The organism is Thermogutta hypogea (assembly GCF_055386265.1).
Genome location: NZ_AP042425.1, coordinates 3,237,431 through 3,249,812, shown reverse-complemented (window position 1 = coordinate 3,249,812; position 12,382 = coordinate 3,237,431). Strand labels below are relative to the sequence as shown.

Genomic DNA, 12,382 nt, shown 5'->3' with positions numbered 1-12,382 from the left:
GCCCCATATCGCCCCATGTTTGACACCCCCGCCGTGCTCGGTCACAATTAACCCCATGTCGAACGGGCGGGCGAGTCGGCCTGCCTCCGCTTCGGCCGCTCTATGTCCCTCGGTTCTTAGGTTCTTCATCGACGGCAGGTTTTCACTGGGAGGCGGACTGTGTACGGCTCACGATGGCTTTTGCCGGCGGCTCTGGTTATGTTCGCTTCGGTCGGCTCCCTAGGTCGGGCGGCCGATTGGCCGGAGTTCCACGGCCCCAATCGGGACAACATCTGCCCCGAAACCGGCTTGCTCGACCAGTGGCCTGAGGGCGGACCCAAACTGCTGTGGAAGCTGGAGGGCCTGGGCCGGGGTTATTCCACCGTCTCCATCGCGGGCGGGCGAATCTACACGATGGGCGACCGCCGAGGCAACGGCGGGGCCGAACGACAATATGTGATCGCCTACGATTTGGAAAGCCGCAACGAACTGTGGGCGGCGGAGGTCGGTCCCCCGCACTCCGACGGAGGCCCCCGCTGCACCCCCACCGTCAAGGAAGGCAAGGTCTACGCCATCGGCACCAGCGGCGATCTGGTCTGCCTGAATGCGGCCGACGGGGCCGTCCTTTGGCGCAAAAACTTCGAACGCGACTTCGGCGGAGTCATGATGTCCGTCTGGCGGTTCAGCGAATCGCCCCTGGTGGACGGTGACCGGCTGGTCTGCACGCCGGGCGGACCGAAGGCCCTGATGGTCGCCCTGGACAAGGATACCGGCGAAACGATCTGGCAGTGCGAGCCTGGGAACTTAGGCCCGGCCGGCAGGGATGGAGCGGGCTACGCCTCCATCATCCCCGCCGAGATCCACGGCGTGCGGCAGTACGTGACCGTGGTCGGTCGCGGCGCCGTGAGCGTCGATGCCCAAACCGGCAAGCTCCTTTGGAATTACAACCGCATCGCCAACGCCGTGGCCAACATCACCTCTCCCGTCATCCGCGACAACCATGTGTTCGTGACCACCAGCTATCGGACGGGATGCGCCCTGGTGGATGTGGAGCGCGACGGCGATCGCTGGAACGCTCGGGAGGTCTATTTCTTCGATTACCGCCACTTCGCCAATCACCACGGCGGCGTCGTGTTGGTGGGCGACGCAATCTACGGCGGCGACGGACAGAACCAGGGGACGCCGACCTGCCTGGACTTCCTGACCGGACAGATCCGCTGGAAGGAGCGGGCATTGGCGCGCGGCTCGGCTGCCGTCTTGTACGCCGACGGCAAGCTGATTTTCCGCTACGAGTCGGGGTTGACGGCCCTGATCGCCGCGGATCCCAAGGAATTCCGCGTCATCAGCACGTTCACGCCCGAAGTCGTGGACGGACCCGCCTGGCCGCATCCCGTGATCTGCGACGGCAAGCTCTATCTGCGGGCGCATAACGTGTTGATGTGTTACGATGTCCGGAGCCGCTAGGCCGCTTTGGATGGGCCCGTCGAGACGATCTTGGGCAGCGGGAGGCTACTGCCGGGTGAAAGGGCGGGGGATGTTCCGTCTCGCCCCTCTGGCCTGGATGCTGCTTTGGGCGGCAGGGTGCGGTCGAGATGCCGGGCCGGCGGCCTCCGTGGAGCAGCCGGGCGTTCGGCGGCCCGAAGCCGTCCCTCTACGCGTCGTCTCGCTGGCCCCCAGCATCACCGAGACGCTGTTTGCCCTGGGTTTGGGCGATCGGGTAGTGGGCGTGACCGACTTCTGCCGTTACCCGCCCGAGGCGGCCCGCCTGCCCAAGGTCGGCGGATACCTCAACCCCAGCGTCGAGGCGGTGCTCCGCTTGCAGCCCGACTTGGTGGTCGTCCCCGCCGGGGCACAGCGTTGGCAGGAATTGTTCGATCGGTTCTCGTTGCGGGTTCTGGAAGTGGATCACCGCAACCTGGAGGGCGTCTTCGCCTCGTTCGAGACGTTGGGCCGGGTCTTTGCCGTCGAGGAGCGCGGGCGAGAGGCGGCCGAGGCGCTGCGAGCGCGGCTGAATCGGGCGGCCGAGCAGTACCGCGGCCGGCCTCGCCCCCGCGTGTTGCTGGTAATCGACCGAACCATCGAGGAGAACCGCCTTCGCGACGTGTACGTCGCCGGCGACGACGGATTCCTCGATCAGGCGATCGAGTTGGCCGGCGGGGAGAATGCGGCCAAGCACCTGGGCGTCCCGTTTCCCGTCCTCTCAAGCGAGGGCATTCTACGCATCGATCCCGACGTGATTGTGGATCTCGTGGGCGACGTGTCCGCTGCGGCTGCCGGGCAAGAGGTCATCCTCAGCGGGTGGAATCAGGTGGCGGAGGTAAAGGCGGTACGGACGGGCCGGGTTTACATCCTGTCCGACGTTCCCGTGGTGCCCGGTCCGCGAACACCGCTGCTCGTCGATCGGCTCGCCCGATGCTTTCATCCCGAGATCGAACCTCAGACCGCGCCAGAGCAGCACGCCCCGCCCTGAGCCGTCGTATCAACAAGCCGCATCGGGATCGTGCCGGGATTCGAACCGCCGGTGCAAGGCGGCGGTGGAACGGTCGGCGGACCCAGACGCAGTGGATGAGTGCCTAGACACGCTGCGAATCCCGCCACCCGGCTGTTTTCCCGAAACAATCGGCCGTTCCGGGGATATTCCGGCTTTCTCAGGGTTTCTGCACCCTCCGGGATAGAAAACCAAGCGGGGAGACGTGATGGAGGGAGTCCCTCCGGATACCGGAAGCGGATCCGGAAGCGGGAGTCGCCCGGTTGCGGATGACGGCGGCGGATTCCGTGGGTTACGATTGCGCGGACCTTAACGGCTGAAGCGATTTTGCGGAATATTCCTGTTCTTCCGGCGGCGGATTGCCGATTAGGGTTTTGCGAGTATTTCGGTCCACGATCCCAGCGCACCCCGTCAGCGGGGGGCGATCGTGCTGCCACGGAGGATGACCGCGTGAAAACCCGTTATATCGTCGGCCTTGTGATTGCTTTCTTTCTGCTCCGGCCGGAGTCGGCGGGGAAACCCGATGTTCAGGCACAGCAGTTCGCCCCTTCGTATTCCGGCGAACACATGGGGGCCGCGGACTTTTCGTCGGGTGCGATCAGCGTGGAATCCCCCGAAGGTGGATGGCCCGAGGGCGCTTGGGACCGCGCCGCCTCCGGCAAATCCCTGACGTTGCAGGCAACCGCCGGCGCCTGCGAAATCTGCGGAGCCGGTTACGATAGCCCCCATCTCTGGACTTGGTACAACGGGGCCAAGATCCTCAACCGTTCCCGACCGCGGGCCAAGTCTATCACGCAGGACATCCTGGGCAATTCGTTGATGGATATTTACGATCTCAACGACGACATCGCCGGCGGCTATGAGACCAAGGTCACGTACTACTTGGGCCGCGACAAGGAAAATCGCGACGAATTCCTGGAATTCGTTTATTGGGGGCTGAACGAGTGGTCGGAGAGTCGCTCGGTCTCGGGCACGCGGACGGCTTACACGTCGGATGCCGGCAATTTCACGGCCGGTTCGCTCTTCACCCCTTTCACTCTGACGGACTTCGACTTCGCGGATTGGCAGCAGGCCGAGTATCACTCCGAGATCAACAATTTCGAGTTGAACTGGTGGTTCCGGCCGCGGCACCGGGCCGATCGCCTGGCACTGCTGCCCAACGGTCGCTGGCAGCGGCAATGCCAAACCGGCACCTTTTGGAGCTTCTTGCTCGGGTTACGCGGCATCTCGCTGGACGAGGGCTTTACCTTCGACAGCCGCGGTGAGATCGTGAACGGCAACGGCACGACCACGCTGTGGGGACGCCAGTCGATCTGGAGCCAAAGCGATACGTTCGGCGTCCAAGTGGGGGTGGAGTTGCTCTTCCGCCGGCACCGGTTCGACTGGGGCGCCCGAATCAAGGCCGCTCCCATGCTCAATTGGTCTGAACAAACCACCCGGATGGATTTGCTCAACGACCCCAGCCCGACCCTTCGCTATGCCGAGGATACGGACGCGGCCTTCATGGGGGAACTCAACTTGTTTGCCAGCTACCAAATCCTGCCGCGCGTGACCGTCTTCGGCGGGTACGACCTGATGTGGTTGGAGGGCGTGGCCTTGGCAGCCGAGCAAATCGACTTCGCCTTGTCCACCCCTGCCCGGGTAAACGATAATGGCGGCGTCTTCTTCCAAGGGGTGTCGCTGGGCGGTCAAGTGGTGTGGTGAGGCCCGGCGGGACCGCCGTCCGTCCGGTCACAACATAATCCGTCCATGCCCAGCGAAACCCCAAACGCGCGTCTCCGCGGCCCCTCGCCGACCGCGGTCGTACTGATCGCGGCTTTGGTAATTCGCGCGGGCGTACTCTGGGGCGTGCCGGGCGGTTTCTCTCGCGACATCGACGGTTACGCCGCCGTGGCCGACAACCTATTGCGTCACGGCGTCTTCGGCTACGGCGAGCGTGCCACGGCCTTTCGCCCGCCACTGTATCCCGTCCTTCTCGCCGCCGTGCGAGCCTCAGGCTTGTCGTGGACCTGGGGCGCGGGCATCCTGCACCTGGCGCTGGGGTTGGCGACGGTCTCCCTGGCGATGGCGTTGGCGCGGCGGTGGGGATTCGGCGCGTGGGCCTGGATCGCCGGGATTTTGACGGCCTGCGATCCCCTCCTGCTCTTTCACTCTCGGCTGCTGATGACCGAAACCCTCAGTGCCGCACTGCTGGCGATCGCCGTCTGGCTCGCGACCGTGGCCGCTCGAAAGGACGCCGCTACCGCCTGGTTTTTTGCGGGAATCTTGCTGGGATGGAATGCCCTGACGCGACCGACCTTCTTGGCCTGGATTCCCCTCGCCGTGATCCTCGTTCTGCTCTGCGGTAATCGGGCGAAGCGATGCCCGACGCCGACGGAAGGGCCGACGAGCTTGGAAAGGCGGTCCGTAAAAAGCCTTCTCACGGGGCTTGCCTGGCGGCCCGCCGTTTTCACCGCCCTCGGCTCCGCCGCGGCGATCCTGCCTTGGGGGGTGCGGAACTACGTGGTCTTCGGCTCGCCCGTCTTCGGCACTACCCACGGCGGATACACGTTCTACTTGGCGAATAATCCCGACTATTACGCCTATCTGAATAACCCGGCTCGGCGGGGTGTATGGGATGCCGCCGCGTTCAACCGCCGCTGGGAACAGCAGTTGTACGTCCACGGCGTACGGGACGAGCCGGCTGCCGATCGCCTCGCTTACGACTTGGCCCGGCGGACGATCGCCTCCCAGCCCGGGACGTTCCTATGGGCATGTTGGGAGCGATTGTCGGCGTTTTGGGGCCTTTTGCCCAATGCCGCCGAAGGCGAAGAGTCGTTACCCCGGCGGCTGGGACGTTACGCCGTGGCCGGGTTTTATGCCTTGGAGCTCTCGGCGGCCGCCGTCGGGGCCTGGGTCTTGCTCCGCAAGCCGAGCGTGATCAGCTTCCCAGGGAGCGGCGGAACCCTTACCCGCGGCGAGGGTGACGACTTGGGGCGGACGTTGGCCCTGCGTTGGGCCCTCAGCGCTGCCGCCGTCCTCACGATCGTGCATGCCTTTTATTGGACGAATCTGCGGATGCGGACGCCCCTGATGCCGTTGGTTGCGGTCTTCGCGGCGGCGGGAATCGCGGCCGGGTACCGCGTGTTGCGGTGCGGGCGAAGCGCTGCGACGAAGTGCGTAGGCTGAAGGGGCGGTCACGCGCCGGGCGGATCGCTTGACGCACCGGCCGGTTTGCCGAACTGCGAGGGAGGCCCGGGCGGCGGAGGCGGAGGCGGCCCGAAGGACGATCCCTCCTGTAGCCCCGGTCCTTGCGATCCCCTGGGACCGCCGCCGGGAGATCCGCCGCGTCCTCGGCCGCGCCCCCATTCGCCCATCCCCGGGAAATTCTGCCGCAAATACAGCCGGATTACCTCCCGCCGCATCTCCTCGGGGGGCAAGGCCAACAGCCGGTCGCGATCTTCCTTGGAGAGCTGTTCTTCGACGAATTTGCTCAGCTCTTGCTCACTCATGGGGCGGCGGAAGTCCCACATCACGCGGGGGGCGATGTAGCGGAAGATGACGCCCGCCCTGGCCCAGGTCCACACCAATCGGATTTGCGCCTCCGGCGACAGCGACTCCAGGCGTTGTCGCGCTTCGGGAGAAAGCTCGGCGCGCAACGCGGCCACGTCCTCCGCGGTGATCGGCGGATCGTCATCCGGGTGATCCAACTGATTCTGCAACCACAGCATGGCCAGGTATTCCCGCTTCCGATCCTCGTCCCGAAATCGGTTCAAGTTGCGCAGGATCTCTTCGCGACGGGAGGGCGGCCAGGCGTTACCCTCCAGCATTTGCCGCGCACGACCGGCGGCCAAGTTCTCGACGAATTTGAACAAAGCTCCCCAGTCCTCCCGCGGCAACTGCTCGTTGGCGCCCAAAGAACGCGTGCTGGAGAGGATGTTCCGCAGCCGCTCGGGCGGGAAATTGAATAGGGCGTTCCGCATCGCCTCCGAGAGCAATTCCTGCTGCTGCCGGCGAATCCACGCGATCCGCTCCTCGTCCGGCAAGGTTTCCAGTTCCAGCCGTTGGTGCGGCAGCAGCATGGCGTACCAGCGGCAATACAGCGTTAGTACTCGGGCCAGGTGATCCGCCCGGGGATGCCGCCACAACTCCTCGTGGAAGCGGCGTAGGCGCTCTTGTTCGGCCTCCGAGAGCCGCGAGAAGCGGACCACCTTCTGCTGCAATTCCCGGCGCTGCTCGGACGATAGGCCCGCTATCTCTTGCCGCGCGGCGGCGGGAGTCATGGGCGGTACCACGCGAAGCGACTCGAGCGCAGCCCCCCCCTCGTTCGTTCCGGAATCGGTGGTCGGCTTGCTTGCCGAGATCGCCGAGGCGGACGGGGGCGGCGAGACCCCGGTCGAACCCGGCTCGGCGGTTAGCGGAGGAGCATTGTCCGGCGCGTCGGACTCGAACGCATCCGCCGATTCGAACACCCCGGATTGATCGAGCAACTCCAAGTACGCCACGGACTCGCCGCGGCGGTAGAAGTCCTGGTTCTGGATCAGGGAGTAATTCTCCAGCAGCCATTGATTGGGATTGGTCCAAAGGGCGGAAGCGGTCAGCAGACCGATCACGACCAAGAGGGCCGCGGCCAGACCGCCGAAGACCCATTCCAGGGCCGCGCGCCGCGGGGCCTGTCGCTGAATCTGCTCGGCCTCGCTCAGGGCCGAGGCGGCCACCATCTCGATCGTCGTCCGTGTGAACTCCTCGTCCACGGTCGGCCGTTCCAGGGCGTCCAGCCAATCCCAGGTCTTGGCCAGGTAATCCAGCTCCCGGCGGAGTTCCGGGTCGCGCGCAATCTGCGCCTCGATGCGCGCGGTCTCGTCCGGCGAGAGTTCCCCGTCGAGATAGGCGACGAGTTCCTCTCGAAGCTCTTCGAGCCGCGACGGATCGTCGTTGCGCGTGATCGAGTCGCTCATGGCTTGGAAGCGGTCCTCACACTACTCTTTTCTTTTGTCGCGTGCGGCGAGAGCGGGCCTCTCGTCGCGTTGTCGCGGGTCGGTGCGGGGCGGTCGTCCGACCCTCGCCTCAGTCCCCGCCGTTCGGCGTTTCCGCATGTTCTCCGGAGTCCTCGGCTTCGTGACTCCAGTCCATGGTCGATTCGGCGTCCGCCAAGGAGATGGGCATTTTGCCCGTCTCGATATAGGGCTGCAAAATCTCTTTCAGTCTTACTCGGGCACGGGAGAGCAACGACTTGACGGCTTTGGGCGACATATCCATGGCCGTCGCGATATCGGCGTAGCTCATCCCCTCGAATTTGCACAGCAGGATTGCCAGTCGTTGCCGCTCATTGAGCGATTCCAGGGCCAGGCGGATGATATCGCGCATTTCCAGCTTGTCGAGCCGGCGGGCGGGCATCTGCCCGCTGGATACCTGCACGGCATCCGCGAAAACCTCGTGGAATTGCGAGCCGTCCGGCCGAAAATCGGTGGACATCTCGCGCCGCCGCGAGCGATTGCGTAACTGGTTCAATGCCAGGTTATTGACGATCTTGAACAGCCAGGTGGCGAATTTCGCGTTGGGCTGATAGGTATTTCGGGCGCGATAGATGCGGAGGAAGACCTCTTGGGCCAAATCCTCGGCCTGATGGCGATTTCCCAGCAAGTTCTCCAAAACGGCCAGCACGCGAGTCTGGTAGCGCTGTACCAGCTCTTCGAAGGCCGCCGCGTTCCCCGAACGCACCTCCAACATGAGACGCACGTCCGGATCGCGGAGGGCCGACCTTTGGATGGAGGATTCGCTAACAGCCAAAGCGGTTCCCCGTCGCGTGGGTCTACCACGGGAAAGGCAAGACGGAACCGTCCCTCGATCACGAAGATTCCCTCAATGCGAGACGATCCTCTTTTACTGTACTCCATCCATCGGTATGGGGCTAGCAGCGGAGGAAGGGAAGTGCCCCCACCTCATGCCGCCCAAACCGCCTCCCCGTGAACTCCTCCGCGGTCTCCTTCATCGCATCGCCGGAATCGTCCCACGGACGCATCTGCCTTGTTCCTTGCGTTCCAGCCGCGCCGACACGACCCCGCATCGCGATGCGCTCGGTCGCTCGTCCCGACTCATCAACAAAATAAACCGCCGGGCGGGGAATAAGTTTCTCTCCGCGCTCCCTTATCCCTCCCGCGAGGTGGTTCCGCGACACGAAAACCGCAAACCGCGGTGGCGCGACCCGGGGGCCGCTTCATCTGAACGCCTCGGGCTCACGCCCTTCGCGCCGGCTTTTTTCGTCCCGCCGCCATCCCGAACCGCCGACCAAACCGGCGGTGGAAGTGCCGCGTCAACGTTCGAACCTCGGGCGTCATGGTTCGAACCGGGGGCAGCGATCCACGCAGGACGGCGCCCGAGGCTCGCACCCGCAGGTGTTTACAACCATTGCCGCAAGATTATACTTGGCGCCATTGCGATCAGGGTCCAAAGAGATGCGACTCGAATTCCGGGCAAAACCTTCGGAACGAAGAGGCATTCGGTCCGCAGGCCGCTGCGGGTTCGATGAAGAGGGAATCACGCATGGGGCTGCTGCCATTCATCGCAACCGGAAGGCTCGGGCGAGGAGGACGTGTTGCGAAACGGTCGAATCGTCCGCCGCGACCCAACCGATTCCGACCCCTCTGCGAAGTGCTGGAATCCCGCCGCCTCTTGTCGGTCCAGGCTTGGCCGGCGTCGATCGCTCCGGAGCCGGATGCCGACACCTTCTTCACGGTCGCAGCGGCGACGGGTCGCACGGTAACGGCCTCTTCGAGCGGAGAGTGGTCGGTGGGGCTGAGCCGTCTGTTGGGCGGCGCGGATTGGGATGAGATCACCGCCGTAACGCGCGACGCTCTGGGAAACATCATCGTCTGCGGCGCGACCTATTCGTCGGGCTGGATTGCCGGCGGCTTCGACACCACCTGGGGCGGCAGCGGCGACGCCTTCGTCGCCAAGCTCACCGCGTCCGGCGAGTTGCTTTGGGCCGCGTACTTGGGCGGCGAGGGCGATGACGCGGCCCGAGCCGTCGCCGTCGATAATCAGGGCAACATCTTCGTGGCCGGCTATACGCGATCCTCCGGTTGGGTCTCCGGAGGTTACGACACATCCTACGGCGGCTACGGCGACGCGTTTGTGGCCAAGATATCTCCGCAAGGCGAGCACGTTTGGTCCACGTACCTGGGCGGAGCCGCCTATGACGGCGCCGAGGCCGTGATCTGCGATGCCGACGGCAACGTTTACGCGGCGGGCACGACCGCTTCCTCCGGCTGGGGTTACCGCGGCTTCGATTCCGGCTACAACGGCGGAACCTTCGACGGCTTTCTCGCCAAGCTGTCGCCGAACGGGGCGCGATTATGGGCGAGCTATGTGGGCGGTAATGCTTGGGACACCGCGGCAGGCTTGGCCGCCGCTCCCGACGGCGGCATCCTGGTCGTCGGCAAGACCTCCTCCTCCGGCTGGATCGCCGGCGGCTACCGGACCGCCTATCTCGGCGGGGCCTTCGACGCCTACGTCCTGAAGGCATCCGCCGACGGACAGCGGGCGTGGTCCTCGTATCTCGGCGGATCGGGCGAGGACGCGGCCGTCTCCGTCGCCGTTGATGCGGCCGGACGAATTCTGATCGCCGGCGAAACCGATTCCGCGACTTGGCCGGCCGGAATCACATCCGGCGCCCCGTACGGCGGCAAGGACGTCTTCGTTACCGCTCTCGCCGACGACGGCGGCGCCGTCGCCTGGACCGTGCTGTTGGGCGGAGCCTTGGACGAGCAAAGCGGCCGGCTTTTCGCCGACGCCTCGGGCGGGGGCTATCTGGTGGGCACCACTTCTTCGCCCGACTGGTGCGGCGGCTTCCGCGACGACGTCTTGGACGGCACGACCGACGGCTACCTCGTCCGCATCGATGCCGCCGGCGCCGTGGCATGGTCGAGCTACTTGGGCGGCGGCAATAACGACTCCGCCCGCGCGGTGATCGACGGCGGCTCCGGCTCCCTCCTCATCGTCGGCGGAACGGCGTCGCCGGATTGGCCGTTCTTGAACCAGGCCGAGAACTTCTTGGGCGTGCGGGACGGCTTTTTGTTGCGGTTCGATCCGCCGGCCGACGCCCCCCCGCAGGTTGCGACCTTGATCGTCCAACCCGAAATCGCAACGCCGGGCACGCCCCTGGAAGCGACTGCAACCGGCGTGTTCGATCCGGATGGGCAAGTCCTCCGCGTTGCATTTTTTCTCGATGCCGACGGCAATGGGCGGATTGACCCCGCGAGTGACTTCCCGCTCGGCTCCGATGAGTTGCCGAACGACGGTTGGACATGGACGGTGGACACCGCCGCACTGGCCCCCGGCGGCTATACGTTGCTTGCGCGGGCCGAGGACGATCGAGGCACGCTCGGCGATCCCGCGGCCGCTTCGTTCTTGCTGGCGGAATCGGAGGATCGCGGAACGATCGACTTCGCCGTATGGTCGGGCCTGACTTTGGGAGAGACGGGCCACCGCTTTTTCCGCATTCTCCCTGCCCGAGACGGCGTTTTGACCGTGGAAGCCCTGGGCGTGCCTTCGGACCGGCAGTTGGACGTTCTCCTCTACGATCGCAATCCGCTGCTCGATCCGGAGGCGACCGCTTTGGCCGGCTTGCGGTCGCCGAGCGAGGCCCGGTTGGATTACGACGTCCGCTTCGGCGCGGAATACTTCGTCCATTTGCGGGGCGACGCCGAAGCCTTTGACCTGCGGCTGACCAACCTGCTGGTCAAAGAGGCGGCCGCCTGGACCGTGCTCGGCACCGCCGACGACGATACGTTCGAGTTCGATGCCGCCGCGGGCGTCTTGGCAATCCGGGGCGTCCGGTATGCCGCTCCAGGACCGGGCGAAATCGAGACCGTGCGATTCGAGGGCGGGCCGGGCCGAAACGTGGTCGTCCTCCGCGACGGCCCCGCGGATGACGCCGTCCGCATTTTCCCCGGGAGGGCCGAGTGGCAAGCCGGCAACTCTCCCGATGTGATTTGCGAGGACTTCACGGAAATTCACGTCTATGCTGCGGCGGGCGGCCGCGACACTGCGGAGCTGTACGACGCTCGCCCCGACGCCGACGGGGAACTCGCCGTGAAATTCAAGTCCGAGCCGCAGTGGCAGCACGCCAAGATGATCGGTCCCGGCCTCTATCACCGTGTCAAGTTTTTCGAAGTGGTCCGCGCCTTCGCCTCCGGCGGGAACGACCGGGCGGTCCTCTTCGGCTCTCCCGGCGAGGATCGGTTGGAAGCGGGTTTGGGGCGGACGCAATTTTCGGGACCGGGCTTCGACGTGACCCTCCGCGATTTCGCGTTCATCTCGGCCGACGCCTCGTCCGGCGGCTTCGACCTCGCCTTCTTGTACGATTCTCCGCTGAAAGATGAGTTCCACGGCAAGGCGGGAAAGAGTGAAATCTTCGATCAAGCGACGGCCGGCGCGCGGTATCGCATCACCGCCCGCTCCTTCGATCAGGTCTTCGCCCGCGCGGGCGAGGGCTGGGACACGCCCTCCGTGGGCGGCGCCGACAAGGCCGCCCTGTGGGACACCCCGAACGACGAGTTGGCGGAGATCGTGGGCGACATCGTTCGCCTGTATCGGGTCGCGTCGTCGGGTACTCGCCTCCTCACGCACCAAGTGGCACTTTTCGAGACGGTAAAGCTGCGCGACAGTAGCGGCGGCGACGATCGTATCGAGTATATCGAATCGCCGGTCGCGGTCACGGTGACGGCGGGCATGGGCTGGCTGCCGCTGTGAGTGCTTGAGCCGCAAGGTCGAGATTCGGTTGCAGCAACCGCGCCGATTTTTCGGGTCGTCACGAATTCGCCCAACAATCGGGAGCTAGCAAAGAAAGCGGACCTGCGGAATCGCGCGCCGATCTTGGCCCTAAATCCGGCGTTTTTGCCCCGCTTCGACCGTTGCAGCCGCTTCGCCGCGGAC

At 65.2% G+C, this 12,382-nt stretch carries 7 protein-coding genes; 5 read left to right on the top strand and 2 right to left on the bottom strand.

The features are described from left to right. The first annotated feature begins 198 nt into the window (after positions 1-198). From ACZ5B4_RS11710 to ACZ5B4_RS11695, 4 genes are all read left to right on the top strand, one after another. Entirely contained in the window at positions 199-1,443 is a 1,245-nt protein-coding gene (locus ACZ5B4_RS11710) for a PQQ-binding-like beta-propeller repeat protein (RefSeq protein WP_464911413.1), read from the top strand. A 70-nt stretch (positions 1,444-1,513) separates the two neighbouring features. Beyond that, a complete protein-coding gene (locus ACZ5B4_RS11705) occupies positions 1,514-2,449 on the top strand; it encodes an ABC transporter substrate-binding protein (RefSeq protein WP_464911412.1) in 936 nt (311 codons plus the stop codon). Between the two features lie 468 nt (positions 2,450-2,917). Further along, positions 2,918-4,171: a BBP7 family outer membrane beta-barrel protein gene (locus tag ACZ5B4_RS11700; RefSeq protein WP_464911411.1), complete on the top strand. Its 1,254-nt coding sequence runs from the start codon at positions 2,918-2,920 to the stop codon at positions 4,169-4,171. 45 nt (positions 4,172-4,216) lie between these two features. Continuing rightward, positions 4,217-5,635, top strand: coding sequence for an ArnT family glycosyltransferase (locus ACZ5B4_RS11695; RefSeq protein ID WP_464911410.1), 1,419 nt, complete (start codon positions 4,217-4,219; stop codon positions 5,633-5,635). A gap of 8 nt (positions 5,636-5,643) precedes the next feature. On the opposite strand, the gene ACZ5B4_RS11690 is transcribed toward ACZ5B4_RS11695, so the two are convergent. Further along, positions 5,644-7,404, bottom strand: a complete 1,761-nt coding sequence (locus ACZ5B4_RS11690) for an anti-sigma factor family protein (RefSeq protein WP_464911409.1) — start codon at positions 7,402-7,404, stop codon at positions 5,644-5,646. 109 nt (positions 7,405-7,513) lie between these two features. Then, positions 7,514-8,176, bottom strand: a complete 663-nt coding sequence (locus ACZ5B4_RS11685) for an RNA polymerase sigma factor (RefSeq protein ID WP_464911408.1) — start codon at positions 8,174-8,176, stop codon at positions 7,514-7,516. An 813-nt stretch (positions 8,177-8,989) separates the two neighbouring features. Between ACZ5B4_RS11685 and ACZ5B4_RS11680 the strand changes: the two genes are divergently transcribed. After that, on the top strand, positions 8,990-12,199 hold the full coding sequence (locus ACZ5B4_RS11680; RefSeq protein ID WP_464911407.1) for an SBBP repeat-containing protein: 3,210 nt from the start codon (positions 8,990-8,992) through the stop codon (positions 12,197-12,199). Positions 12,200-12,382: the final 183 nt, after the last annotated feature.

Excerpts from the sequence above, each read along its gene's own strand:
- ACZ5B4_RS11710 (WP_464911413.1), top strand. The coding sequence starts at position 199 with ATGTTCGCTTCGGTCGGCTCCCTAGGTCGGGCGGCCGATTGGCCGGAG.
- ACZ5B4_RS11705 (WP_464911412.1), top strand. The coding sequence starts at position 1,514 with ATGTTCCGTCTCGCCCCTCTGGCCTGGATGCTGCTTTGGGCGGCAGGG.
- ACZ5B4_RS11695 (WP_464911410.1), top strand. The coding sequence starts at position 4,217 with ATGCCCAGCGAAACCCCAAACGCGCGTCTCCGCGGCCCCTCGCCGACC.
- ACZ5B4_RS11690 (WP_464911409.1), bottom strand. The coding sequence starts at position 7,404 with ATGAGCGACTCGATCACGCGCAACGACGATCCGTCGCGGCTCGAAGAG.
- ACZ5B4_RS11685 (WP_464911408.1), bottom strand. The coding sequence starts at position 8,176 with ATGTTGGAGGTGCGTTCGGGGAACGCGGCGGCCTTCGAAGAGCTGGTA.
- ACZ5B4_RS11680 (WP_464911407.1), top strand. The coding sequence starts at position 8,990 with ATGGGGCTGCTGCCATTCATCGCAACCGGAAGGCTCGGGCGAGGAGGA.